At 66.8% G+C, this 24,216-nt stretch carries 22 protein-coding genes and 1 pseudogene; 13 read left to right on the top strand and 10 right to left on the bottom strand.

Annotation, left to right across the window (positions count from 1 at the left end; translation table 11 throughout):
• Nucleotides 1–17 precede the first annotated feature (17 nt).
• The 7 genes from tsf (at nt 18) to EXE63_RS03450 (ending at nt 8,367) form a co-directional block, all read left to right on the top strand.
• Complete coding sequence (gene tsf, locus EXE63_RS03480; protein ID WP_168140817.1) at nt 18–833, top strand: translation elongation factor Ts; 816 nt, start codon at nt 18–20, stop codon at nt 831–833.
• A gap of 91 nt (nt 834–924) precedes the next feature.
• Complete coding sequence (locus EXE63_RS03475; protein WP_168140816.1) at nt 925–2,319, top strand: amidase; 1,395 nt, start codon at nt 925–927, stop codon at nt 2,317–2,319.
• Nucleotides 2,320–2,407: 88 nt separating this feature from the next.
• A complete protein-coding gene (locus EXE63_RS03470; protein WP_168140815.1) occupies nt 2,408–3,601 on the top strand; it encodes an ABC transporter permease in 1,194 nt (397 codons plus the stop codon).
• Entirely contained in the window at nt 3,598–4,161 is a 564-nt protein-coding gene (locus EXE63_RS03465; RefSeq protein WP_168140814.1) for an FtsX-like permease family protein, read from the top strand. Before EXE63_RS03470 ends, EXE63_RS03465 begins: the two co-directional genes overlap by 4 nt.
• A gap of 2 nt (nt 4,162–4,163) precedes the next feature.
• A complete protein-coding gene (locus tag EXE63_RS03460; RefSeq protein ID WP_168140813.1) occupies nt 4,164–4,883 on the top strand; it encodes an ABC transporter ATP-binding protein in 720 nt (239 codons plus the stop codon).
• A complete protein-coding gene (locus EXE63_RS03455; RefSeq protein ID WP_168140812.1) occupies nt 4,880–6,391 on the top strand; it encodes an APC family permease in 1,512 nt (503 codons plus the stop codon). The genes EXE63_RS03460 and EXE63_RS03455 overlap by 4 nt, the downstream gene beginning before the upstream one ends.
• The gene (locus tag EXE63_RS03450; RefSeq protein WP_168140811.1) at nt 6,388–8,367 is read left to right on the top strand and encodes a primary-amine oxidase; all 1,980 of its coding nucleotides are present in this window, start codon (nt 6,388–6,390) and stop codon (nt 8,365–8,367) included. Before EXE63_RS03455 ends, EXE63_RS03450 begins: the two co-directional genes overlap by 4 nt.
• Before the next feature lie 15 nt (nt 8,368–8,382).
• Here the strand turns inward: EXE63_RS03450 and EXE63_RS03445 are convergent, their stop codons facing one another.
• The gene (locus EXE63_RS03445) at nt 8,383–8,817 is read right to left on the bottom strand and encodes a MarR family winged helix-turn-helix transcriptional regulator (protein ID WP_168140810.1); all 435 of its coding nucleotides are present in this window, start codon (nt 8,815–8,817) and stop codon (nt 8,383–8,385) included.
• Between the two features lie 36 nt (nt 8,818–8,853).
• On the opposite strand from EXE63_RS03445, the gene EXE63_RS03440 reads away from it, so the two are divergent.
• The 4 genes from EXE63_RS03440 (at nt 8,854) to EXE63_RS03425 (ending at nt 11,840) form a co-directional block, all read left to right on the top strand.
• The gene (locus EXE63_RS03440) at nt 8,854–9,531 is read left to right on the top strand and encodes a class I SAM-dependent methyltransferase (protein WP_168140809.1); all 678 of its coding nucleotides are present in this window, start codon (nt 8,854–8,856) and stop codon (nt 9,529–9,531) included.
• A gap of 127 nt (nt 9,532–9,658) precedes the next feature.
• Nucleotides 9,659–10,417, top strand: coding sequence for a UMP kinase (gene pyrH / locus EXE63_RS03435; protein WP_105366558.1), 759 nt, complete (start codon nt 9,659–9,661; stop codon nt 10,415–10,417).
• Nucleotides 10,414–10,971 carry a ribosome recycling factor gene (gene frr / locus EXE63_RS03430; RefSeq protein WP_057168055.1) on the top strand — a complete coding sequence of 186 codons (558 nt, stop codon included), beginning with the start codon at nt 10,414–10,416 and terminating at the stop codon, nt 10,969–10,971. The genes pyrH and frr overlap by 4 nt, the downstream gene beginning before the upstream one ends.
• Nucleotides 10,971–11,840 (top strand): phosphatidate cytidylyltransferase, encoded by an 870-nt coding sequence (locus EXE63_RS03425; RefSeq protein WP_168140808.1) that lies wholly within the window; start codon nt 10,971–10,973, stop codon nt 11,838–11,840. Before frr ends, EXE63_RS03425 begins: the two co-directional genes overlap by 1 nt.
• A 12-nt stretch (nt 11,841–11,852) precedes the next feature.
• Here the strand turns inward: EXE63_RS03425 and EXE63_RS03420 are convergent, their stop codons facing one another.
• The 3 genes from EXE63_RS03420 to EXE63_RS03410 are packed head-to-tail and all read right to left on the bottom strand — an operon-like array spanning nt 11,853 to nt 15,339.
• Complete coding sequence (locus EXE63_RS03420) at nt 11,853–12,719, bottom strand: hypothetical protein (protein WP_168140807.1); 867 nt, start codon at nt 12,717–12,719, stop codon at nt 11,853–11,855.
• Between the two features lie 4 nt (nt 12,720–12,723).
• Entirely contained in the window at nt 12,724–15,009 is a 2,286-nt protein-coding gene (locus tag EXE63_RS03415; RefSeq protein WP_168140806.1) for a TPR repeat domain-containing protein, read from the bottom strand.
• A 3-nt stretch (nt 15,010–15,012) separates the two neighbouring features.
• Complete coding sequence (locus EXE63_RS03410; protein ID WP_168140805.1) at nt 15,013–15,339, bottom strand: WXG100 family type VII secretion target; 327 nt, start codon at nt 15,337–15,339, stop codon at nt 15,013–15,015.
• A 277-nt stretch (nt 15,340–15,616) separates the two neighbouring features.
• Here EXE63_RS03410 and rlmN point away from each other — a divergent pair, with 277 nt between their 5' ends.
• Nucleotides 15,617–16,714, top strand: coding sequence for a dual-specificity RNA methyltransferase RlmN (rlmN, locus tag EXE63_RS03405; RefSeq protein WP_168140804.1), 1,098 nt, complete (start codon nt 15,617–15,619; stop codon nt 16,712–16,714).
• A 4-nt stretch (nt 16,715–16,718) separates the two neighbouring features.
• Here rlmN and EXE63_RS03400 read toward each other — a convergent pair whose 3' ends face one another.
• Genes EXE63_RS03400 through EXE63_RS03380 form a run of 5 tightly spaced genes read right to left on the bottom strand, consistent with a single transcriptional unit; the run spans nt 16,719 to nt 20,757 of the window.
• On the bottom strand, nt 16,719–17,135 hold the full coding sequence (locus EXE63_RS03400) for a nuclear transport factor 2 family protein (RefSeq protein WP_168140803.1): 417 nt from the start codon (nt 17,133–17,135) through the stop codon (nt 16,719–16,721).
• Nucleotides 17,132–17,524, bottom strand: a complete 393-nt coding sequence (locus EXE63_RS03395; protein WP_234904354.1) for a nuclear transport factor 2 family protein — start codon at nt 17,522–17,524, stop codon at nt 17,132–17,134. Before EXE63_RS03395 ends, EXE63_RS03400 begins: the two co-directional genes overlap by 4 nt.
• On the bottom strand, nt 17,524–19,008 hold the full coding sequence (locus EXE63_RS03390) for an aldehyde dehydrogenase family protein (protein ID WP_168140802.1): 1,485 nt from the start codon (nt 19,006–19,008) through the stop codon (nt 17,524–17,526). The genes EXE63_RS03395 and EXE63_RS03390 overlap by 1 nt, the downstream gene beginning before the upstream one ends.
• 53 nt (nt 19,009–19,061) lie before the next feature.
• Nucleotides 19,062–19,601, bottom strand: a complete 540-nt coding sequence (locus EXE63_RS03385; RefSeq protein WP_105366563.1) for a TetR/AcrR family transcriptional regulator — start codon at nt 19,599–19,601, stop codon at nt 19,062–19,064.
• A gap of 25 nt (nt 19,602–19,626) precedes the next feature.
• Entirely contained in the window at nt 19,627–20,757 is a 1,131-nt protein-coding gene (locus tag EXE63_RS03380; protein ID WP_168140801.1) for a phosphotransferase, read from the bottom strand.
• A gap of 53 nt (nt 20,758–20,810) precedes the next feature.
• On the opposite strand from EXE63_RS03380, the pseudogene EXE63_RS03375 reads away from it, so the two are divergent.
• Nucleotides 20,811–21,984: pseudogene (locus tag EXE63_RS03375) on the top strand (CaiB/BaiF CoA transferase family protein).
• On the opposite strand, the gene EXE63_RS03370 reads toward EXE63_RS03375, so the two are convergent.
• Nucleotides 21,972–24,170, bottom strand: a complete 2,199-nt coding sequence (locus EXE63_RS03370) for a glycoside hydrolase family 3 C-terminal domain-containing protein (RefSeq protein ID WP_168140800.1) — start codon at nt 24,168–24,170, stop codon at nt 21,972–21,974. The pseudogene EXE63_RS03375 and the gene EXE63_RS03370 sit on opposite strands and share 13 nt — an antisense overlap.
• Between the last annotated feature and the right edge of the window lie 46 nt (nt 24,171–24,216).

Raw genomic sequence — 24,216 nt, 5'->3', positions numbered from 1 at the left:
TCCAGGAGACAGCTGTTATGGCGAACTACACCGCTGCCGACGTCAAGCGACTGCGGGAGCTGACCGGCGCAGGAATGATGGACTGCAAGAACGCGCTGGCCGAGAGTGACGGCGACTTCGACAAGGCCGTCGAGGTGCTGCGTATCAAGGGTGCCAAGGACGTCGGCAAGCGCGCCGAGCGCGCCACCGCCGAGGGGCTGGTGGCAGCCAAGGACGGTGCACTGATCGAGCTGAACTCGGAGACCGACTTCGTCGCGAAGAACGCAGAGTTCCAGGAGCTGGCCGAGAAGGTCGTCACCGCCGCCGCAGCCGCCAAGGCTGCCGACGTCGACGCCCTCAAGGCAGCCAAGATCGGCGACATCACCGTCGAGCAGGCCATCGCGGACCTGTCGGCCAAGATCGGCGAGAAGCTCGTTCTGCGCCGCGCGACGTACTTCGACGGCCAGGTCGAGACCTACCTGCACAAGCGTGCCGCCGATCTGCCGCCCGCGGTGGGCGTGCTCGTCGAGTTCACCGGCGACTCGCAGGAGGCCGCACACTCGGTCGCACTGCAGATCGCCGCGCTGAAGGCCAAGTACCTCACCCGTGAGGACGTGCCGGCCGATGTCGTCGCCAATGAGCGTCGTATCGCCGAGGAGACCGCCAAGGAGGAGGGCAAGCCGGAGCAGGCGCTGCCCAAGATCGTGGAGGGTCGCGTCACCGGCTACTACAAGGACGTCGTGCTGCTCGATCAGCCGTCGGTGTCGGACAACAAGAAGTCCGTCAAGGCGCTGCTCGACGAGGCCGGCGTGACCGTGACCCGGTTCGTCCGGTTCGAGGTCGGCCAGGCCTAGTAAGAACCCAGCAGAACCCCGCGTCATCTCGGTGACGCGGGGTTCTGTGCTTTTGCGGACCGTTCTGGTACGTGCTGGTACCGTCGGCGCCATGGCACGTATCCACGCATTCGGTGATGACGCTCTCGGTGATCTGGACGCGGTCGGGCTCGCCGCCGCGCTGCGCAGCGGCGCCGTATCGCGCGCCGAGGTGATCGAGGCCGCGATCGCCCGCGCCGAGGCCGTCGATCCCGCGCTCAACGGATTGGCCCACCGGGCGTTCGACACCGCCCGCGGCGCCCGCCCGCACGGTGGCTTCTTCTCCGGCGTGCCCACCTTCGTCAAGGACAACACCGACGTCGCCGGTATGCCGACCATGGACGGCACCGATGCCTGGACGCCGCGGGCCGCCCCGGCCGACGGGGATTTCGCGCGCACCTACCTGGGCACCGGTCTGGTGGCGCTGGGCAAGACCCAGCTCTCCGAGTTCGGCTTCAGTGCCGCCGCCGAGCATCCCCGCCTCGGTGCGGTGCGCAACCCGTGGAACACCGATCACACCGCCGGTGCCTCATCGTCGGGCTCGGGCGCCTTCGTGGCCGCTGGGGTGGTCCCCATCGCGCACGCCAACGACGGTGGTGGCTCCATCCGGATTCCGGCGGCCTGCAATGGCCTTGTCGGACTGAAACCCTCGCGCGGCCGGCTGCCGTTGGACAAGCAGATGCGTCAGATGCCGCTGCGCATCGTCGCCAACGGCGTCCTCACCCGGTCGGTGCGCGACACCGCGGCCTTCTATCGGGAGGCCGAACTGCTGTGGCGCAACCCGAAGATGCCTGCCATCGGCGACGTGACCGGCCCCGGTGACCGCCCGCTGAGGATTGCCTTCACCACGGAATCGATTGCCCGCGAAGCCAGCCCGGAGATCCGCGAGGCGACGTGCAAGACCGCAGCGCTGCTGGAGGGGCTCGGGCACCGGGTCACCCAGATCGCCAACCCGATTCCGCAGGCCTTCATCAACGACTTCCTGCTGTACTGGTCGCTGCTGGCGTTCGCCCTGGTGCGTGGCGGAAAGAAGACCTTCGGGCCCAGCTTCGACCGTCACAAACTGGACAACCTCACCCTCGGGCTGGAACAACTGGCAGCCCGTAACCTGCACCGGATGCCGCTGACCATCGCACGGCTGTCCCGGACGCGCAGGATCACCGCACGACTGGGCGCTCAGTACGACGTGCTGCTGACCCCGACCCTGGCCGAGGTGACTCCGCCGGTGGGGCACCTGGACCCGACTGCGGACTATCAGCAGATCATCGACCGGCTGACCGAGTGGGTGGCGTTCACCCCGCTGGCCAACATCACCGGAGACCCCGCGATCTCGCTGCCGCTGGGACGATCCGCCACCGGGCTGCCGATCGGGATGATGTTCGGCGCGACCACCGGACAGGAACGCCGCCTGCTGCAATTGGCCTTTCAGCTCGAAGAAGCCAGCCCGTTTGCGCGCATCCAGGACTGATCGGCGACGAAATCCGTTGCGAGGGGGTCACCTTGTTGTAATCGCACGAGGATTCGCGTAACTCCACCGATACCGCGAATCGCGTTCGATGAAACACGGCGCGCCCACCATCGTCCTCGTGGAGCCCCTCGCACCCACAATCGTTCGGTCACCGGAGATCGCCCGCACATCGGGAAACACCTTCGGGTGCCTTGTCCGATTCGCGGTCGCGAACATCCGGCGGCGTCCTGAACGCTTTGTGCTAGCCGTCCTCGGCATCGCCCTGGCGATCGCCTGTGTCACCGTCGTGCGCACCATCTCGGCGAGTTTCGCCATCACCGGCGAAGATTCGGTCACCGACGTGCTCGGCGACGCCCAGCTGTGGGTGGTGCCTGCCGGCGGCGTGCACTATGACCCCGACGCTCAGGCACTGGTCGCCGACGGGGCCGCGCCCACCTTCTCCGCGCCCCAGGGCTGGACCACGACACGGACGCTGTCGGGCACCACCACCCTCGACGGTGCCACGGTGTCCCTGCGCGGCGCCGACGGGGTCCCCGGCGGGCAGGCCGTCGTCGGCGCGGGTCTCGCCGACCGGCTCGGCATCGCACCGGGGGAGACCCTCGACATCGGTGGGCAGCCACTGCTCGCCGAGATCACCGGCAGTGGCCAATCCATCACCGTGTCAACAGATCTGGCCCGCTCAGTCGTCGGCGAGAACGGGTGGTGGACGGTCGGCGCACCGACCGGGCAGGAACACCGTCGCGACCTCGCGAGCGAGTTCGGGACCGCCACCGGTCTGCCCGCCACGGCGGACCCGTCCGTGCAGCCCGAGGCCACCGGCCCCGGACTGATCTACGACACGGTGGGCGGAGCGGGGCCGCTGACCTTCGAGCAGAAGTTCTCGGCGCTGTTCTCCGGCAAGGTCACCAGCTCCACCCTCGGGGTGATCTCGACCATCGGCCTGATCCTGGGTTTCGTCATCGCGGTGTCCTCCTTCCTGGCGGCGGTGGCCGAACGCAAACGGGAGTTCGGCATCATGAGCAGCATCGGACTGGCCGACGAGGTGCTGTACTTCTTCCTCGTCGAATCCGGTATCACCTTCCTGGCCGCCTATCTCGTCGGCGTGCTGGGCGCGGGAGTGGCTGTTGCGCTGGTGATCCCGCAGATCGCGACGCTCACCGCGTGGGGGCAGGCCGCGGGGATGGTTGCGGCGTTCATCCCCGCGATGGCGATCGTCGGAGCGTTGGTCCCCGTGCACCGGTTGCTGCAGCAGCGGCCCGTCGACCTGCTGGGGGGCCGATGAAGTACGGACTCACCTACGGCTGGCTGTCGGCGCGACGCCGGCTGCGCGAGATGATCCTGCCCGCCGTCACCACCGCGACCGGAGCCTTCCTGGTGGTCATCGTGTTCGGGATGTCCGACGGTATCGGTGCACAGTCCGCCGCACTCGGTAACGCCGATGAGATCGGCGCGGCGGTGGTGCTGATCGCGGTGACGGTCCTGCTGGTCGGTGTTGTCGAGGTGGCGGTGGCCACCACCCGCACCGTCGCCAACCGCACCCGTGAGCTCGGAGTCCTTGGCGCCAACGGTATCCCACGACTACCGGTGGTGGCCGCCCTGCTCGTGGAGCCGGTGGTGGCCGCGGTGGTGGGCGCCGTGGGTGGGGCGGGGCTGGCCGTACTCACCGGCATCGCTCTCGACGTCACCGGCCTCGCACCCGGCGGTGTCGACGGCGGCGGACTCGCGCTCGGCGCGGCCATCGGGGTCGTGGTCAGCATCGTCGCGGCCGTCGCGACCAGCATCATCCCCACCTGGAATGCCGCATCGCGGCCACCGATCCGATCACTGAGCAGCGGAGGATAGCCATGACCGCCATCGATGAGACTCCCGTCAAGGTCGCCGCATCGGTGACACCGGCTCCCGTCGTCGACATCTCCGACGTCTGGAAGCTGCACAAGCTCGGCGATGAGGTGGTCAAGGCCCTCATCGCCGTTGAACTCCGGGTCATGCCGGGCGAATTCGTCTGCCTGATGGGGCCCAGCGGCAGTGGCAAGTCCACCCTGCTGAACATCATGGGTGGGCTGGACCGGCCGACCAAGGGCTCGGTGACGGTGGCCGGCCAGGACACCGCCCAGCTCAGCGAGAGCCAGTTTGCCGCGCTGCGGCACGACACCATCGGCTTCATCTTCCAGAGCTACAACCTGATCCCGTTCCTGTCGGCCGTCGAAAACGTGGAACTGCCACTGATGTTCGAGCCCTACGACCGCAAGGCGCTGCGCAGGCGCGCCACCGAACTGCTGGAGATCGTCGGACTGGGGCACCGGATACACCACCAGCCGACGAAGATGTCCGGCGGCGAACAGCAGCGCACCGCCATCGCGCGGTCGCTGATCAGCAACCCCACCCTTGTGTTGGCCGACGAACCCACGGCCAACCTGGACCACCGTACGGGGGAGACGGTGGTGCGCATGCTGCGCGACCTGTGCTCGACGCTCGGTGTCACCGTCGTCGCCAGCACCCATGACGCAGGAGTGGCCGAAGAAGCAAGCCGTGTCGTTCAGATGAGGGACGGAGAGATCGTATGACTGCAGAATTAGAGGCGCCGGCGTCAGCAGACCGCGACAAGCTCATGACCACCGAGCTTGTCCCCGAACAGATCCTGCCCAAGGTGATGACGACGTTCGGCCTCACCGCCGCATACGTGTTCATCATCTGCTGGATCACCGGATCCTCGGTGATGGCCGGCGGCGGCTGGACCGCCATCCCGATGTGGGTCCTCGGCATCCTGACCTTCCTGATCCCGGCGGGAATGGCGGTCGTGGAGCTCGGCAACCTGTGGCCGGGGCAGGGTGGTGTGTACATCTGGGCCACTCGGACGATGGGCGAGACGTGGGGTTTCATCGGCGGATACCTGTCCTGGGTGCCGGTGATCCTCAATGCCGCATCCTCACCGGCGGTCGTGCTGCAGTTCCTGCTGCTGGCCTTCCACGCCGAGCTCGGGTTGACCACCAGCATCATCCTGCAGTTGGTGATCCTGTGGACCGTGATCGGTCTGGCACTGGCCAAACTCGCGGCCAACCAGAAGATCATGAACATCGTCTTCGTCGTCTACGGGATTCTGACGCTGACGATCTTCGTCTCGGGACTGCTGTTCGCCGTGAACAACGGATCGGCGACGCCGTTCAGCTGGGCCGAGGCCACCATTCCCAACTTCGCCGTGGCCGGCTTCCTGTACGGCACCGTGCTGCTGTACCTGCTGGGTGTGGAGACCCCGTACAACATGGGCGCGGAGTTCCTCTCGGTGCGCAAGAGCGGCCCGAAGATGATCCTGTGGGGGTCGGTGGCGCTGGTCGCGATCTACCTGCTGACCACGCTGGGCACCATGATGGCGCTGCCCGGTGACCAGATCGATCCGGTGACCGGTGTGATCGGGATGCTCGACGTCGCCGGTTTCCCCGGGCTGATGGAGATCTGCGCCATCGTGCTGGCGTTCATCATCATCGTGGCGTTGATGACCTACCAGGTGGCCTACTCGCGGCTGATCTTCGTCTCGGGCCTGGAACGTCACCTGCCGCGCATCTTCACCCACCTCAACCCGCGCACCCGGAACCCGGTGTCGGCCATCCTGATTCAAGGTGTGTTGTCCTCGCTGATCCTGGTCGGCCTGTACTCGCAGAGCAGCATGGCCAACGTCACGATCTATCTGCAGGGCGGCTTGAGCACCGTGTGGCTGCTGTCCGGGTTCTTCTTCCTGATCCCGGTCATCGTCGCCCGCAAGAAGTACGCCGATCGGTATGCCACCGAAAAGTTCTGGCGGATTCCGGGCGGGATGGCCGGCGTGTGGACGGTCGCCGTGGTCGGTTCCATCGGCACCGTCGGCGGCATCTACTACTCGTTCGTCACGCCCTGGATCGACGTGCCGCAGGCGACGTGGATGACCTGGGTGGGCGGGATCAGCCTGGGTATGTTCGCCCTCGGCCTGACCGTCTACATCTTCGGGCGCCGCTCGGCGCGGAAGGTCTCCCAGGACGACGCACTGGCCCACCTGGCCGTTTTCGACCTCACCAAGACAGCAGAGGACACAGCCAAATGACGATGGACAGCACGGTGCTGACTACCGATCTCACCGAGGATGCCACCCGATACCCTCTGGACCCGCTGAGCGGGGCGGAGATCGAGGCAGCCGCCGCCATCATCTCCGAATCCGACTACGCGACACCGACGCTGAAGTTCGTCATGATCAGCCTGGCGGAGCCGGCCAAGACCGCGGAGCTGACCTTTACCGGCGCGCAGGTTCCGCGGCAGGCGTTCGTGACGATGTATGACGCCGCGGCCAAACTGATCTACGAGGCCGTCGTCGATATCGACGCGCGGGTGATCGACTCCTGGACGCCGATCCCGGGCCGCTTCCCGTCCTACCTCGTCGAGCACATGACCGGGGTGGAGGAGAAGGTCCGGGAGGACCCGCGCTGGCAGGAAGCGATGCGCAAACGAGGCGTCACCGACTTCAGCCTCGCGATGATCGATCCGTGGCCTGCGGGCTATTACGGTGCCGGGGACCACTACGACAACTCGCCACTGATCTGCCGTCCGCTGACGTTCATGCGGGCGGCACCGTCCGAGCACGGCTACGCCCGCCCGGTCGAGGGGCTGATCGTCACCTTCGACCTGGACAAGATGGAGGTGCTCGGCATCGAGGACCACGGCGTGGTGCCACTGCCTCCGACGGCGGGTAACTACGACCCGAAGTTCATGTTCGACGAGAACAACCGGCCGGCGTTCACCGCGTTCCGTGATGATGTCAAACCCATCGAGATCACCCAGCCCGACGGGCCGAGCTTCACCGTCGACGGGTGGAAGGTGCAGTGGCAGAAGTGGTCTCTGCGTATCGGGTTCAACCCGCGCGAGGGCATCACCCTGCACGAGGTCACCTACACCGACCGCGGCCAGACGCGTCCGATCCTGTACCGGGGGTCGCTGTCGGAGATGGTGGTGCCCTACGGCGACACCGCACCCACACACTGGAACAAGAACGTCTTCGACATGGGCGAGGTCGGGATGGGTTTCTCGGCCAACCCGCTCACCCTGGGGTGCGACTGTCTCGGGGAGATCCACTACTTCGACGGCACGGTGAACGACTCCGACGGCAATGCGGTCACCATCCCGAATGCCATCTGTATGCACGAGGAGGATTTCGGCATCTCCTGGAAGCACACCGATTTCCGCACCGGTGAGGTCGAGGTGCGGCGGTCGCGCCGGCTGGTCGTCTCGATGATCTGCACCGTCGGCAACTACGAGTACGGGTTCTTCTGGTACTTCTACAACGATGCCTCCATCGAGGTCGAGGTGAAGCTCTCCGGCGTCCTCACCACCGGTGCGGTCGAGGTCGAATCCGGTGAGCAGCCGCGCTGGGGCAAGATGGTCGCTCCCGGCATCTACGGTCCGAATCACCAGCACTTCTTCAATTTCCGGCTCGACATGAGTGTCGACGGCGCGGGGAACAGTGTCTATGAGGTGGATTCGATTCCCGAGCCGGACCCTGAGCTCAACCCGCACCACAACGCCTGGATCACCCAGGACACGCTGGTGGCCTCCGAGGCCGCCGGTGCGCGCGACTGGAACTGGTCGACCGGCCGGTACTGGAAGGTGACCAACCCGTCGAAGAAGAACGAACTGGGAATCCCGGTGGCCTACAAGCTGGTACCCAAGGACGTCGTGCCGGTCATGGTGCAGGAGGGCTCCTTCATCTACGACCGCGCCCGGTTCCTGCAGCACAACCTCTGGGTGACGAAGTACGACCCGGCCGAGAAGTTCGCGGCCGGTGACTACATGTACCAATCGGCCGACGTTCAGGGGCTGCCGGAGTTCGTCGCCGACGACGCGCCGCTGGAGGACAGTGACGTGGTGCTCTGGTACACCCTGGGGGCGCATCACATCGTGCGGCCGGAGGACTGGCCGGTGATGCCGTGCGCGTACACCGGTTTCCACCTCAAGCCGATCGGCTTCTTCGACGGCAACCCGGCGCTGGACCTGCCGCCGTCACCGCCGAAGGCGTGCCACGGGCATTAGATCGTCCAGCGCTCGTCAGTCTGTGCCGACGGCGGCCAGGATGCGTTTGAGTGCATCCCGGTCGCCGTCACTGACATGCCCGAGCACGCGGAGCTCTGCCGCGCGCACGCCCTCGTCGGTGCGCTTGAGCAGCGCAAGGCCTTCGCGGGTCAACTGCGCGGGCAGCGCCCGCCCGGATGAGACGCTCGTCGGCCGCGAGACCAGCCCGCGGCTCTGCAACCCGCGCAGCACCATGTTCATCGCCTGCGGCGAGACCGCGAGATCACGGGCCAGTTCGGCATTGGAGCGGCCCGGCGCCTTGGACAGTATCCGCATGCAGATGTATTGCGGGAAGCCCAATTCCAGTGGCTCCAGCACCGTGGTGGTGACCTCGGTACGCAGTGTCTGTGCCACCCGGTGCAGGAGATAGCCGAGCGGCTGATCGTGCGGGTGCTCAGCCATGTCAATCATATTGACACATATCAACTAGATTGATATACCGGAACCATGAGCACAGACGACACGTTCGAATCCGCCTACCGCGGCGACGCTCCGGAGTTCGAGGGCGTCCGTCCGCCGTGGAGCATCGGCGCGCCACAACCCGAGATCGCCGCACTGATCGACGCGGGAAAGGTGCACGGCGATGTCCTCGACGCCGGGTGCGGCGAGGCCGCGACCGCGTTGACGCTGGCCGAGCGGGGTTTCGCCGCGGTGGGCCTGGACATGTCACCGACCGCGATCGAGTTGGCCCGGGCCGAGGCCGCCAGGCGTGGCCTGGACAACGTCACCTTCGAGGTGGCCGATATCAGCGCCTTCACCGGGTATGACGGGCGGTTCGGCACCATCATCGACAGCACCCTTTTTCACTCCATGCCGGTGGAACTGCGCGAGGGGTATCAGCAGTCGATCGTGCGCGCGGCCGCTCCCGGAGCCGCCTATTTCGTGTTGGTCTTCGACGCCGCGGCGGTACCCGCCGGCGGCCCGATCAACGCGGTGACCGCCGATGAACTGCGTGACGTGGTCGGCAGGTACTGGCAGATCGACGAGATCCGGGCCGCCCGCATTCACGCCAATCTGCCCGACGAGGTGGTCAACGCCGGCGTTTTCGCCGGCAACGACATCCGCGATGAGGGCAATGGCCGCAGGTCGGTCGGGGCGTGGTTGCTGGCTGCGCACCTGGGCTGATCCCACCTCATGACGGCGCCCCCGCCACCCGAACGTGGCGGGGGCGCCGTCATGAGGCAGGATTGGTGACGCCGTCCGTGCGGATTCGCCTGGGTGGCGATTCTGTGTCGGGACAGCAAGGAGTCTGATGGCGGAGCCAGACAAGGCCGGCCCCGGAGTCATCCGGCCCGCGTATTCGCGTGTGCTGCTGAAGCTCGGCGGCGAGATGTTCGGTGGCGGGCAGGTGGGCCTCGACCCCGATGTCGTGGCCCTGGTGGCCCGGCAGATCGCCGATGTCGTGCGTGCCGGCGCCCAGGTGGCCGTCGTCATCGGCGGCGGTAACTTCTTCCGCGGCGCCCAGCTGCAGCAGCGGGGGATGGAACGCACCCGCAGCGACTACATGGGCATGCTCGGTACCGTCATGAACAGCCTTGCGCTGCAGGACTTCCTGCAGAAGGAAGGTATCGACACCCGCGTGCAGACCGCCATCACCATGGGGCAGGTCGCCGAACCGTACATCCCGCTGCGCGCCCGACGGCATCTGGAGAAGGGCCGCGTCGTCATCTTCGGCGCCGGCATGGGACTGCCCTACTTCTCCACCGACACCACCGCCGCACAACGCGCCCTGGAGATCGGAGCCGAGGTGGTGCTGATGGCCAAGGCCGTCGACGGGGTGTTCACCGACGACCCCCGCAAGAACCCCGATGCCACGCTGCTGACCGCGATCACCCACCGCGAGGTGATCGATCGGGGACTGCAGGTCGCCGATTCCACCGCTTTCAGCCTCTGTATGGACAACGGCATGCCGATCCTCGTGTTCAATCTCCTCACCGACGGAAATATCGCGCGAGCGGTTGCAGGTGAGAAGATCGGAACACTGGTCACCACGGACAAGGAGACACCGTGATCGACGAAACCCTCTTCGACGCTGAAGAGAAGATGGAGAAGGCGGTGACGGTGGCGCGCGACGACCTGTCGTCGATCCGCACCGGCCGGGCCAACCCGGGCATGTTCTCCCGGCTGAACATCGAGTACTACGGTTCCCCGACGCCGATCACCCAGCTCTCCAGCATCAATGTCCCCGAGGCGCGTCTGGTCGTCATCAAGCCCTACGAGGCCAGCCAGCTCAAGCCGATCGAGGACGCCATCCGCAACTCGGACCTCGGCGTCAACCCGTCCAACGACGGCAACGTCATCCGGATCTCGGTGCCGCAGCTCACCGAGGAACGCCGCCGCGAGCTGGTCAAGCAGGCGAAGTCCAAGGGTGAGGACGCGAAGGTCTCGATCCGCAACATCCGCCGCAAGGCGATGGAGGAACTGGCCCGGATCAAGAAGGACGGCGAGGCCGGCGAGGACGAGGTCGGGCGCGCCGAGAAAGATCTGGACAAGAGCACCGGGCAGTACACAACCCAGATCGACGAGCTGGTCAAACACAAAGAAGGCGAGCTGTTGGAGGTCTGATGACCTTTCAGCAGGGCAGTCCAGTGGTAGACCCCGAACCGCCGAAGAAAACGTCGCGCGCAGGTCGCGACCTGCCGGCCGCCATCGTCGTCGGCGCCCTCCTCGGCGGATCCCTCATCGCCATTCTGCTGTTCGCACCGCTGGTCTGGGTGGGTGTCGTCGCCGCGGCGATGGCCGTCGCCACCCACGAGGTGGTGCGCCGTCTGCGGGATGGCGGATTCTCCATCCCGGTGATCCCGCTGCTGATCGGCGGGCAGGCGATCGTCTGGCTGACTTGGCCCTACGGCGCCACCGGCGCGCTGGGCGCGTTCGGCGCGACCGTGGTGCTGTGCCTGATCTGGCGGCTGGTCAGCGGGGGCCTGAGCGCCGCACCCACCAACTATCTGCGCGACGTCGCGGTGACGATCTTCCTGGCCGCCTGGATCCCGCTGTTCGGCGCCTTCGGTGCCCTGCTGATCTACCCCGAGGACGGCGCCGGGCGGGTGTTCTGCCTGATGCTGGGCGTGGTGGCCTCCGATATCGGCGGGTACGCCGCGGGCGTGCTGTTCGGTAAGCACCCCATGGTGCCGGCGATCAGCCCCAAGAAGTCCTGGGAAGGGCTGGTCGGCTCGCTGGTGCTGGGCATCGCGGTATCGGTGCTCACGGTGCAGTACCTGCTCGACCAGCCGGCCTGGGTGGGTATCCCGCTGGGGATCATGCTGGTCGTCACCGGCACTCTCGGCGATCTCGTCGAGTCTCAGGTCAAGCGTGACCTCGGCATCAAGGACATGGGCACGCTGCTGCCCGGGCACGGCGGTCTGATGGACCGGCTCGATTCGGTGCTGCCGTCCGCGGTGGCCACCTGGATCGTGCTGACGGTGCTCACCTGATCCGAGATTGAGCTACCTGGTGCTGTCGGGCCAGCCCGGTGATGCGGGCTCGGCGGACGGTGGTGTGTCGAGCGAGGCCTTGATGTTCGCGTCGCGCTCAGTGCGCCAGTGCGGCAGCAGATCGGAGCACTGCGAGAGCCGTTGAGCGCCGTCGACCTGTTCGTCGGAGGTGTACTCGAGGTCCATGTTCGTTCCCCAGGCGATGTCGCTGGCGCCGGTGACGCGCCACGGACCGAACACGTCTCCGGCGGGTGCGGGATTCGGCCCACGTTGTTCGCCGGCCACCATCGCAGGCGCATCGGCGGTCGGCGGGGCGTCGGTGAACTCGACCCGCCACACCTTCATGCCGTTGACGTCGTTGAGGCCCGTGTGGCTCGCGGCATATTTGACGACGGACACGTACGTTCCCCGCTCGTCGCCCTCGCGAAAGACCTTGTACAGGCCGTCGCACACGTAGGCGCGGTAACCATCCTCGACCGGCGTGATCTCGAGAATGTGGAAGAACTCGTTGCCGTAGAACGGCCCCGGCGGACCGAATCGCTCGACGCCGGGTACCGGTCGGACGGCCTCCAACTGGGCGGGGGGATCAGGCTTTGGCGCGGGCAATTCGGGCACTGCCCGATCGAAGCCCGGGTAGGTGTCGCCGATATCGCCAGTCAGTTGCCCGATCCGATAGGACTCCAAATACGCGCGCAAGGGCACCGCCGGGCCCGACACCAATTCGATGCCTGGCTCCGCGGCCCAGCGGAAGCGGAAGTCGGCCAGACTTTGCGGCCAGTTCGCGAAGGTCGGCGCGGGCGGAGCCTCGTCACCTTGGCACCCCGACAGCCCCAGGGCTGCCAGCAGTACGACCGCGCACCACCGGATCGTCGACAACACGTCCTTATCCTCCCGTGTGCCCTGTCGGAGTGGGCAGCGCGTCCCGGTACGCGTCCTCGTAGTCCTCGATACCGACCTTCACCGTCGGGTCGATTCCCATGAAGTAATCCGTGAACGCCGAGCGAAAGTCGCCAAAGTCGTCCTGCTTCATCGGCTTGAGTTGGTTGGTCTCGGGGTCGATCAGGCCGAACTCCTGGAAGACGGCCGGGTCGCCCAGGTTGGCGTCGATCAATCGCTGGGCCACGGCGTATTGCATCATCTCGGAACTCTGCTGGGCGATGTAGGTGGGGTCGGCGCCCACGGGTGCATCGCCGACGAAGATCTGGTGCAGGGGGTCGACAGGCATCTTGTCGTTCCACTCCAACAGTGTTGAGACGCCGGGGATCTCCCCACCGAGGGTCTTGGCGACATCGAACCATTGTCCGCGGCTTTCGTAGGCCCTCACGTCCTGCAGGTTGCCGTACTCGATGGCGTCATTGTCGGCGATGTTGGCCGCGGAATCGATGACGCCGCGTAACGTGCCCGCTGATTGCAGATCGCCGGTGTTGACCGTGCCGCCGTCGATGATGGACTGTTCAAAGTTGGCTTGGTACTGCAGGCCGTTGAGATAGGCCTGGCTGTTCAGGGTGGTCGCGGCGTCCGCATTGCTGTCGATCACGGCGAACAGATCCCGCATGACCGGCATCTCCGGGTTCTTCATGTCATCCAATGGGAGAAAACCTTGGCTGCTGTCCAGGGAATTGCCGAGCATGTCGTCGATGTAGGGCTTGTTGGCCTCCGCGAGTGCCTGGGTGAGCTCGGGGTTGACCTGGCCGACCGACTGCCCGTCAGTGCCGGGGATGTCAAGCAACTTCGGCGTGTTCTCGCCGCCGACATAGGAGTCGACCGCATGCATGATTTGCCCAGCGCGGAGGGCCTGGTCCATCTGCGTGGGGTCGGTCAGGTCGGTTGGTATTGCGCCGGTGCCGTTGAGTAGCGTGCCAGCCGCGGCGCCGTCGTCTGCCCACTGATGGGTGAACAGGTCTTCGATGAACGCGCCGTTGGGTGTCATCCCGTCGGCGCCTGTGAGCTCGGTGTGCACGGCCATCTGGTCGCGTCCCGCGGCGGACAGCATGTCCTGCACGGCCGGGTCGATCAGTCGCTGTGTCATGTCAGCATTGCCCTCCCACGGGATGTGGGGAGGATTGTGCAGACCGTGCAGGATCTCCTCCGACTTGTCGAGGAGCGCCGCGTCTATCGCGGTGCCCTGCTGCAGCGCGGGATCTCCTGCCGACACGATCGCCGCGACGTCGCGGTAGTTGTCGATCTCGGGGAACGGTTTCTCCATGTCGGGCATGTTGATTGTCGGGTTGCCTTGCTCGTTGGTGCCCTGCGTCGGAACGGCGGGACCGCGCGTCGGGCGCTCGAACGTCTCTCGAATGCCCGATGGCAGGTTCTGCATGCCGCCTTGGGTGGGCACGCCCTCCCCGGGCTCGCCTGCCGTGCTGATGTTCTCGTTGCCCAGCAGCTGGAGCGCGTCGGTGACGGCGCCGCCGTTCTGGCCGTTGGCGTTCATCTGATCAATCATCGAGCGAATCTCGGCTGGGCTCTTGCCATCCAGCGATCGCGACAGGTTGTTCAGGTATTCCATCTGGCTTGTGGGCAACACCAGCTCACCGCGCATCAAAGCTTCTTGCTGCTCGGGCGTGAGGTTGGTGTTTTCCTCCAAACGCGCCATTTCCTCCGGGGTGAGCCGCCCGTCCTGAAGCGACTGCCCATCGTTGGTGCCCTGCTCGCCGGGTAGCTCCGGATCGCCGCCGGTCGCCGCAGCCAGCACCCGCGCCAGGTCGGCGTCGGCTTCTTCGGCGGCAGCGAGTACGGCCGTCATCTTGTTTTCGACCTCGGCGGTCTTGGTGACCAGTGCGTCTACTTCTTCCTGAGTCCACCCGGTGGTGTCGGGCGGGATCACCGAATTGGTGGCCAGGTCGATCTGGACGTGTGGAGCCGCGGCCGCGTAGTCAAGGAGGCTCTGCAGCTCGTTCTTGACTGCGCGTACGTCCTGGGCGGATTTCTGCGCGCCGAGCGAGACCAGAATGGCCTCCTGCTGAGAGACTGTCAGCTTCGCGGCCGACTGCTCGATCGCGCGCTGCGCGGCCTCGCCCGACTCGCCCTGCCATGTCTGAAACACCGAGAGGTTTCGCAGGGTCTCGGCAGTTTGGCCGCTGCTCCGCGCACGCTGGGATGCCGCCTCAGACACTTCATCGATCTGCTCCGGGTCCCAGCGGCCAATATCAGCCAGCGTCGTTGTCAACGATTACAAACCCATTGAGTCGAGACCGGATGCGGCTGTGTCGATGGCCGCCTTTTCCTGAGAGTCGGTACCCGTATACATGGATGCGGCGGACCTCAGTGCCTCGACATGACCGACCAACTCGCTGTAGTGCCGGGTGGAATCTTCCTCCCACTTCGCGGCGGATGCGGTCAGCGCGGCCGCACTAGAGCCGATCCATCCGGGCTGGGCGGCGCCGATACGGGAATGCGCAGAGCCATGGTCCGCGCGCAAGTTGTCAGCGGCGACGTCGACATGGTCGGCGGCGATCAAAACCTCTGTCGGATCGACCCGCAGGCCCTCCACGCTCATCGAATGTCCCCCTTCGAAGAGTTGAGCAAGAGTTTCCTTTCGATGATATCGGCCTGCGAGCGCACCCCTTGACACTAAAACCGCGCCTTCGACGTCACCGTTGACGTTGCGGTGACCGGTTGTTACCGAGAAGCCGGCGCGAGCTTTCGTGTGCGGTCCGCAGCATCACCTCGACTGAGTTACGCGGTTGTTGAGGGGGAGAAACTGCCTTGCGGTGAGTCGATCCCCGGCAAGATTCGTGGCCTCACCGTCCGCGGTGAGATACTGGACGAACATCATGGCCATCTCGCTTCCGCTTGTTTTCGATCCCCCGCGACGCGCTCTGCCGCCGCGGCATCTCGCCGACCTCGATGCCGACGGCCGGGTGGCCGCCGTTGCCGAGCTGGGCCTGCCCAAGTTCCGGGCGAAACAGCTGGCCAACCAGTACTACGGGCGGCTCATCGCCGACCCGCATGAGATGACCGATCTGCCCGCCGCGGTGCGTGAGCAGGTCGCCGGAGCACTGTTCCCGACCCTGATCGAGCCCGCCAAGCAGATTCAGTGCGACGCCGGGGAGACCCGGAAGACGTTGTGGCGTGCGGTCGACGGCAGCACCTTCGAGTCGGTGCTGATGCGCTATCCGCAGCGCAACACCGTGTGCATCTCGTCACAGGCCGGCTGCGGGATGGCCTGCCCGTTCTGCGCGACCGGCCAGGGCGGGCTGCAGCGCAACCTGTCCACCGCCGAGATCCTTGAGCAGGTCCGGGCCGCCTCGGCGACCATGCGCGCCGAGCATGACGGCAGGCTCTCCAACATCGTCTTCATGGGTATGGGAGAGCCGCTGGCCAATTACAACCGCGTGCTCGCCGCCGTCAAGCGCATCATCGCCCCGCCGCCGGAGGGTTTCGGGATCAGCGCCCGCTCCGTCACGGTGTCCACCGTCGGGTTGGCGCCGGCGATCCGCAAGCTGGCCGACGAGCGGCTTGGCGTGACGCTGGCGGTGTCGCTGCACACCCCCGACGACGAACTACGCGACACCCTGGTGCCGGTGAACAACCGCTGGAGCGTCGACGAGGTGCTCGACGCGGCGCGCTACTACGCCGACAGCACCGGCCGGCGGGTGTCCATCGAGTATGCGTTGATCCGCGATGTGAACGACCAGCCGTGGCGCGCGGACCTGCTCGGCAAGAAGCTGCACAGCAAGCTGGGTCCGTTGGTGCACGTCAACCTCATCCCGCTGAACCCGACACCGGGCAGTGAATGGGACGCCAGCCCCAAACCCGTCGAGCGCGAGTTCGTGAAACGGGTCATCGCCAAGGGCGTCTCCTGCACGGTGCGCGACACCCGCGGCCGCGAGATCGCCGCGGCCTGCGGGCAGTTGGCGGCCGAGGGCTGATCCCTCAGGGTGCCGGCGGGTTGCTGAACCAGACGTTCTCCTCGCGCAGGCTCCGGCTGCGCCAACCGTCGGCGGTGCGCACCAGTTCGTGGTGGTAGTACCCACCGCACGCGCTCTGGGTCGACATCCCGGGTAGCATCATCGGGTTGTAGAACATGGCCCGCGCCGTCGCAGCATCGCCGTCGATATCGGCCTCGATGTTGGTGATGTAGTGCATGCTCCACGGAATCGTCGCGAAACCCGCTGAGAGCCAATCGATCACCTCATCCCGGTCACCCGCAATGGCACCCGCCGAGGTGTAGTCGATATGGGCGTCCGCGGTGAAGACCGAGCGGTAGAGCTCCCAGTCCTTGGTGTCCACCCCGCGGGCGTAGCGGGCCAGCAGCGCCCGGATCTCCAGTTGATCGTCCGCCCAGCTCATCTGGCCACCTCCAGCCGCAGATTGCGGATGCGCCAGCCCGCCGGCGTGCGCACCAGATCGTCATGCCAGCGGCCGGCAAAGTAGCTGATCTCATCCGATCCCGGTAACTGAACGGCGTTGAACCACATGGCAACTGTCTGCGAGCGATCGTGCTCGACGGTGCTCTCGATATTGGTGACGTAGTGCATACCCACCGATATCGACTGCTGACGGCGTCCCAGAAACTCGACCGCGTCCGCCACGGTTCCGACGATGAGTCCGGCCGCCGAGTAGTCGACCCACGCGTCATCGGTGAACAACTCACGGTAGGACACCCAGTCCTTGGAATCGACCGCGCGGCAATACCGGCTCAGCAGGGCCTCGATCTCCAGTGCGTCGGTGACCGACACTATTCGGGCATGCCGATGGTTTTGGCGGCCAGGTATTCCCGGTAGCCCTCCGCGCCGTTGCGGTAGCCCAGACCACTCTGCTTGGTGCCGCCGAACGGGCTGTCGATACCGAAGTGGCTCTTGCCGTTGATCGTGACGTTGCCGGTGCGCATCCGGGTGGCCACCGCGAACGCCCGGTCCAGATCGCCGCCGCTGACCTCCCCGGAAAGTCCGTAGATGGAGTTGTTGGCGATCGCGACGGCTTCGTCGTCGCCCTCGTAGGGGATGACGGCCAGCACCGGCCCGAAGACCTCCTCCTGGGCGATCTGGCTGTCGGGGTCGACATCGGCGAGCAGGGTGGCCTGGGTGTAGTAGCCCACCGGTAGCTTCTCCGGCACACCGCCGCCGGTGACCAGGCGCGCCCCGGATTCGACGGCGTTCTTGACCAGGCCGAGCACCTTCTGTCGCTGGGTCTCGCTGATCTGCGGGCCCTGCATGTTGGCCGGATCCCACGGATCGCCGACCGGGAAGTTCTCCATCATGTTCTTCATGATCTCGATGCCCTCGTCATAGCGGCTGCGCGGCAACAGGATCCGGGACGGCAGGATGCAGGACTGGCCACTCATCACGCAGGCCATCAACGCGGCCATCGGCAGGGCCATGGTGAAATCGGCATCGTCGAGCACGATGTGGGCGCTCTTGCCGCCGAGTTCCAGCAGCGTCTTCTTCACCGTCGGCGCACCGGCGGCCAGGATCGCCCGGCCGGTCGCCGTCGATCCGGTGAAGGTGATCATGTCCACCCGCGGGTCGGCCGCCAGCGCGGCGCCCACCGCATTGGCATCGGAGGTCACCACGTTGAATACGCCGGGCGGGATGTCGGTCTCCTCGGCCACGATGCGGCCGTACTCGCTGCCCGACCACGGGGTGAGCTGCGCGGGTTTGAGCACCACCGTGTTGCCCGCCATCAGGGCGGGCACGGTCTCGGCGATGTTGAGATAGAACGGCACGTTCCACGGGGTGATGGCGCCGACGACGCCGACCGCCTCATAGTGGATCTTGCGCCGGGCGGGCCCGAGCGGGGTGTCGTGCACGCCGTTGTCGGCCAGATACTCGAAGTTCTTGCCGTGCTCGGCCCAATGCTTGACTTCCTCGATGGGGCTCTCGATCTGGCTGCCGGTGACCTTGACCGGGCAGCCCACCTCGGTGATGAGCACCCGGCGCAGATGTTCTTTGTTGCGTTCCAACGCCTCGTGCAACTGGGTGAGACAGTGGTGGCGGAAGTCGAGGTCGCGGCTCCAGTCGGTGTCGTCGAAGGCGCGCCGGGCCGCGGCGACGGCACGCGCCATATCGTCGGTGGTGCCGTCGGTGGCCTGACCGGCCACCTGCTCGTCGGCCGGGTGGATCACATCGAACAGCGCTCCGCTGGCGGTGAGCTGAAGCTCCCCGTCGATGAGCATGCGCTGTTCGCCGGCCAGGACTCCTGTGTCACTCTGCACGCTGGTCATCTGCTCAGCATTACAAATCGGCGCGGCAGTGTCAGCCCCTTGGGCCGAATCGGCTACTTGATGCCGACGGCGTGCCGCAGCTGTGCGAGGAAATCTCCCTCGTCATCGCTGCGGACGATGTAGTGCGAGATCGCCACCCGGATCGCGGTGGACGCCTTCACCTGGGCATTGGCCCCGGAGAGCAGTTTGAGCAGCCGTGCCCGCATCACCGGTATCACGTGGGTCAACTGGGCGATGACGACCTCGGGTTCGATGTCGACGACCCGGACCCCGGAGTAGGACTGCTGGTACTCGACGATGAATCGCAGTGCGGCGTCCAGCTTTTCGGTGCCACGCAGGCCGGCGGTCGCCGTACTGATCCCGGTGTCGAACATCTCGCGCTCGTAGACGCCGAACGCGCCGAGCAGTTCCTCTTTGGAGGCGAACCAGCGGTACAGCGTAGGCCGGGACACCCCGGCCTGTAGCGCCACCTCGGACAGACTCAGCTTCGTCTGCCCGCTGCGTCCGAGCACCTCAGCCGTCGCGGCCAGAATCCGGCGCCGCGTCGAGGTGTCCTCGGCGGCGTCGGCGTGCGCGGAAAGGGGCTTGTTCACGGTACCGATGGTAGTGGTTGTGCCATCACAAAGAGGCCTTCAGCGCGTAAACCGTGTCGAGTTCCTCCAGCGCGCACACCGCCCGGCCGAGGCCCTCCAGGGCGATGCCCTCGTCCTGCATCCCGCCCATCCCGGCGGTGATCACGGTGGCCACATAGGCGTAGAGCGCCGCTTGGCGGTACCGCTGCCACAGTTCGTCGCGGTCCATCTCGGGCCCACCCGCGGCGTGCAGGGCACCGCGGTACACGTCCAGCAGTTCGCGCTGATTTCCTACCCGAGCGTCGGTGGTCATGCTGGTGATCAAGGTGTAGGACAGTTCCCGGGACGGATGCCCGCGGCGCACCGCTTGCCAGTCGAGTAGTCCGGCTTTTCCGTTGCGGAAGTAGACATTTCCCGGATGTGCGTCGCCGTGCATGATGGTGTGCGGACCCCGGTCGATCAGGGTGGCCACCGCCCGGTAGTTGTCATTGATGAACTGACCCGTGCGCACCGGGATCGCGGTCTTGCCCTCCAGCCGGCGGGCCGCGGCGTTGGCCAGTGACCCGGTCAGCAGCGACGTCGCATCGCCCGATGCCGTGTAGACCCACGGGTAGGGGTCCAGTCGTCGCCAGAAGGTGGCGTGCACCCGTGCCAGCAGTTCCACGATGAGCGCCGCGCGGTCCGGGTCCAGTGGGTGCAGAGTGTCGGGGAATTCACAGGCCGGCTGCCCGTCGGCCGCCAGATCCTCCAATACCAGCACGAACCGCCCGGTGACGGGGTCGAGGGCCGCGCCGTGGCAGACGGGCACATCGCCGAGTTGGCCGGACAGCTCCCGATAGAACCGCACCTCGGTGTCGGCGAGCCGTCCGAGTTCGCCCATCATTCGGGTGGCTGCGGTCTCGGCGGGCATCTTGACGAAGACCGAGCCGGGCACGTCGGTACCGGTCAGGGCCAGCCGGGCCCGCGACGAGGTGCCGGCGTCGCCGTCGAGCAGTGACACCGAGGTGACGCTGCGCCCGAGCAGGCCCGACAGATAGGCCGCGTCCAGACCGCCGATGTGGCGGGGGATTGCGCGCGCCCGCCCGAATATGGCGTCGGTTGCGATACGTTGCATCCCGCGCCCGAGATGCGCAGCCAGACCGAACACCGGGGCGATGCTGCTGACCTGCGGAGGCATCGTGCAAGCTTACAAATCAAATCAATATTGTAAAGCTTATTGAAGGGATTCCCATGTCTGGACCGATGGAGGGGTTCCGGGTCGTCGAGCTCGGTGTCTGGGTGGCGGCGCCGGCGGCGGGGGCGATCCTGGCCGACTGGGGTGCCGATGTCATCAAGATCGAACCGCCCACCGGTGATCCGGCCCGCTCATTCGGTCGGATGATGGGGCTCGACAGCGACCTCGGTAGCGCGTCCAATCCGCCCTTTCAGATGGACAACAGGTCCAAGCGCAGCATCGTGCTCGATCTCGGAACCCCCAACGGCAGGCGGACCGCCGTCGAATTGATCACCGGCGCAGACGTTTTCCTGACCAACATCCGTCCGGCCGCGCTGGCCCGATTGGGCCTGGATTTCAGTTCGGCGGCCGCGCACAACCCCCGGCTGGTGTATGGGCTCATCACCGGGTATGGCACCGAAGGCCCCGATGCGGACCGGGCCGCCTACGACGTGGCCGCCTTCTGGGCGCGGGCCGGGATCGCCGACCTGCTGACCAGGCCCGGGGACACCCCACCTTTTCAGCGCGGCGGCATGGGAGATCACTCCGCGGGGATGACGCTGGCGGCGGCGGTGTGCGCCGCGCTGCTGGCCAGAACCCGCACCGGTACAGGGCAACTGGTGACCACCTCGCTATACCGCCAGGGTGCCTACACGGTGAGTTTCGATCTCAACACCCTGCTGATGTCCGGCCAGCAGGTGGCCATCGGCCAGCGGGAGGCAATGGGTAACCCGTGCATGAACAACTACACCGCCGGTGACGGCAGGCGATTCTGGATCGTCGGCCTCGACGTGGCACGGCACTGGCCGGCGTTGTGCCGGTCGGTCGGGCGTGCGGAGTGGCTGACCCGGTATCCGACGCCACGGGACCGGTTCACCCATGCCCGAGACATCATCGCCGAACTCGACAGCCTCTTCGCGACCAGGACACTGCCGGAATGGGAGCAGGTGTTCGCGGGTGAACCAGACTTCTTCTGGTCACCGATCAATTCGCTCGACGACGTGGTCGCCGACGAACAGTTCCACGCCGCCGGGGCATCGTTGATGTGCCCGAGGGGATTCGAGCACGCCGATGGTGGCCAGCCCCGCCGACTTCTCGGCCACGCCGTGGCGTCCGCGCGGTCCGGCGCCCGAACTCGGTGAGCACACCGAACAGATCCTCGCCGAACTCGGCGGCACTCAGGACCGCTGACGGTTCACCTCATCGAGCAATTCGGTCAGCTGTGCCCGGCTGACCGCGCCACCGCTGAACGACACCATCCGCCCGACCGGGATGGACCCGAGCATGCGCAGCATGTCGGTGCCCAGTGCGGAACCCGCCGCGCCTTCGGGCACCGCGCTTGCCAGCGCAGCCGCCACGATCGGGGCGGCCACCGGGTCGCCGAGCAACTCGCCGAGTGTGGAATCGACGGTGAAGGTGACGGCCGGGGCAACGTCTGCGTCGACGGTCACGTCGGTGTGCAGACGCAGATCACGGCTCGACGCGCCGACCGACACCGTGTACTCACCGGCCTCGACCAGCCGCCGCCCGGCCTGCACATCCCAGTAGCCGAGTTCGTCACGGGGAACACGGATCTCGACGTCGGCGAGCGCGCCGGGTGCCACGGTGATCCCGGCAAAACCGGCCAGCCACCGCGGCGGGCGCGATACCCGTGACGCCGGCAGCCCGGCGTAGACCTGAACCACCTCGCGGCCCACGCGGTCGCCGGTGTTCGCCACCGACACCCGCACCGTCAGGTCCTCGGTGCCGGAAACCACGACCAGGTCGGTGTAGTCGAATCGGGTGTAGGACAGCCCGTGCCCGAACGGGAACGTGACCGCCGCCGCACGGGCGTCGTACCAGCGGTATCCGACGAATACCCGTTCCCCGTAGAGGATGTGGCCGTCCTCGCCGGGAAAGTTGAGATAGGCCGGGCTGTCCTGCAGTCGCACCGGCACCGTCTCGGCGAGACGCCCCGACGGGTTGACCGCGCCGAACAGGACGTCGGCGATCCCGCGCCCGCCGCCCTGTCCGAGCAGGGCGCCGTCCAGGATCGCCGGGGCCAGGCCGGCCACCCCGTCGAGGGCCACCACCCCGCCGTGTGCCAGCACGACGACCGTCCGTGGCTGCACCTGCACCACCGCGGACAGCAGCTGCAGCTGGTCGGCGGGCAGGTCGATGTGAGTGCGGTCGAAGCCCTCGGATTCGTCCTCGGCCGCCAACCCGAGGAACACCACCGCGGCATCGGCATCGGCGGCCGCTGCGAGGGTGTCGGCGGTCAGACCCTCGGAGTAGGTGACCTGATGGCCACCGGCGTAGCGGCGGATCTCCTCCAGTGGCACGTCGACCCGGGTCGCAGTGACATGGGAGCTGCCACCGCCCTGATAGCGGGGCCTCACGGCGAACCCGCCGATGACCGCGAGCGCGGACGGTGTGAGCGGCAACAGGTTGTCCTTGTTCTGCAGCAGCACGATCGAGCGGGCGGCGGCTTCCCTGGCCAGATCGTGGTGCGCATCCACATCGAAGCGTGCTGTGCTACTGCAGTTTTCGGTGACCCGGGCGGCAAGGGTGGCCACTCGGTCGGCGGCGCGGGCCACCACCGTCGCGTCCAGGGTGCCGGCCTCGACGGCGGCGACGACGTCGGCGTCGCTCGCCCCGTTGCCGCCAGGCATCTCCAGATCGAGGCCCGCGGCCACTGCGGCGACCCGGTCTCTGACGGCGCCCCAGTCGCTGACGACAGCGCCGTCGAAACCCCACTCCTCGCGCAGCACCGTGCTCAACAGCCACGTGTTCTCGGCGGCGTACACCCCGTTGATCCGGTTGTAGGCGCACATCACCGTCCAGGGCCGGGCCGCGGTGACGACGTGCTCGAAGGCACGCAGGTACAGCTCACGCAGTGTCCGCTCATCCACATCCGAGCTCGATCGCATCCGGTCGTCTTCGGCGTTGTTGACGGCGAAGTGCTTCAGCGAGGCGCCCACGCCCTGACCCTGCACGCCGCGTACCCACGCCGCACCGAGCGCCCCGGCGATCAGCGGGTCTTCGGAGAAGTACTCGAAATTGCGCCCGCACCGCGGATCCCGTTTGAGGTTGACGCCGGGGCCGAGCAGCACCCGCACGCCCAGGGCCCGGCTTTCGGCACCCAGTGCGGCGCCGACACGTTCGACGAGCTCGGGATCCCAGGTCTGGCTGAGCCCGACCGCCGGCGGGAAACAGGTGGCCGGTTCGCTACGGCCCAGGCCCAGGTGATCACCGGTGCTCCCGGCCTGTCTGCGGACCCCGTGCGGGCCGTCGGTCAGCAGTATGGACGGGACGTCGCCCACCGCCTTGGTGGTCCAGAAGGTGGCGCCGCTGCCGAGGGCGGCCTGCTCTTCGAGGGAGTCGGTCACCGTTCCCATTCTTCACCCTCGCCGCGTGGCGTGGGCGGGCTCAGGTGGCGTCCCA

The organism is Mycolicibacterium frederiksbergense (genome assembly GCF_012223425.1).
GTDB lineage: Bacteria > Actinomycetota > Actinomycetes > Mycobacteriales > Mycobacteriaceae > Mycobacterium > Mycobacterium frederiksbergense.
The sequence above is the reverse complement of the archived record's forward strand: the minus strand, read 5'-3'. Positions and strand labels throughout refer to the sequence as shown.

Excerpts from the sequence above, each read along its gene's own strand:
- tsf (WP_168140817.1), top strand. The coding sequence starts at position 18 with ATGGCGAACTACACCGCTGCCGACGTCAAGCGACTGCGGGAGCTGACC.
- EXE63_RS03475 (WP_168140816.1), top strand. The coding sequence starts at position 925 with ATGGCACGTATCCACGCATTCGGTGATGACGCTCTCGGTGATCTGGAC.
- EXE63_RS03470 (WP_168140815.1), top strand. The coding sequence starts at position 2,408 with ATGAAACACGGCGCGCCCACCATCGTCCTCGTGGAGCCCCTCGCACCC.
- EXE63_RS03465 (WP_168140814.1), top strand. The coding sequence starts at position 3,598 with ATGAAGTACGGACTCACCTACGGCTGGCTGTCGGCGCGACGCCGGCTG.
- EXE63_RS03460 (WP_168140813.1), top strand. The coding sequence starts at position 4,164 with ATGACCGCCATCGATGAGACTCCCGTCAAGGTCGCCGCATCGGTGACA.
- EXE63_RS03455 (WP_168140812.1), top strand. The coding sequence starts at position 4,880 with ATGACTGCAGAATTAGAGGCGCCGGCGTCAGCAGACCGCGACAAGCTC.
- EXE63_RS03450 (WP_168140811.1), top strand. The coding sequence starts at position 6,388 with ATGACGATGGACAGCACGGTGCTGACTACCGATCTCACCGAGGATGCC.
- EXE63_RS03445 (WP_168140810.1), bottom strand. The coding sequence starts at position 8,817 with ATGATTGACATGGCTGAGCACCCGCACGATCAGCCGCTCGGCTATCTC.
- EXE63_RS03440 (WP_168140809.1), top strand. The coding sequence starts at position 8,854 with ATGAGCACAGACGACACGTTCGAATCCGCCTACCGCGGCGACGCTCCG.
- pyrH (WP_105366558.1), top strand. The coding sequence starts at position 9,659 with ATGGCGGAGCCAGACAAGGCCGGCCCCGGAGTCATCCGGCCCGCGTAT.
- EXE63_RS03425 (WP_168140808.1), top strand. The coding sequence starts at position 10,971 with ATGACCTTTCAGCAGGGCAGTCCAGTGGTAGACCCCGAACCGCCGAAG.
- EXE63_RS03410 (WP_168140805.1), bottom strand. The coding sequence starts at position 15,339 with ATGAGCGTGGAGGGCCTGCGGGTCGATCCGACAGAGGTTTTGATCGCC.
- rlmN (WP_168140804.1), top strand. The coding sequence starts at position 15,617 with ATGGCCATCTCGCTTCCGCTTGTTTTCGATCCCCCGCGACGCGCTCTG.
- EXE63_RS03400 (WP_168140803.1), bottom strand. The coding sequence starts at position 17,135 with ATGAGCTGGGCGGACGATCAACTGGAGATCCGGGCGCTGCTGGCCCGC.
- EXE63_RS03390 (WP_168140802.1), bottom strand. The coding sequence starts at position 19,008 with ATGACCAGCGTGCAGAGTGACACAGGAGTCCTGGCCGGCGAACAGCGC.
- EXE63_RS03380 (WP_168140801.1), bottom strand. The coding sequence starts at position 20,757 with ATGCCTCCGCAGGTCAGCAGCATCGCCCCGGTGTTCGGTCTGGCTGCG.
- EXE63_RS03370 (WP_168140800.1), bottom strand. The coding sequence starts at position 24,170 with ATGGGAACGGTGACCGACTCCCTCGAAGAGCAGGCCGCCCTCGGCAGC.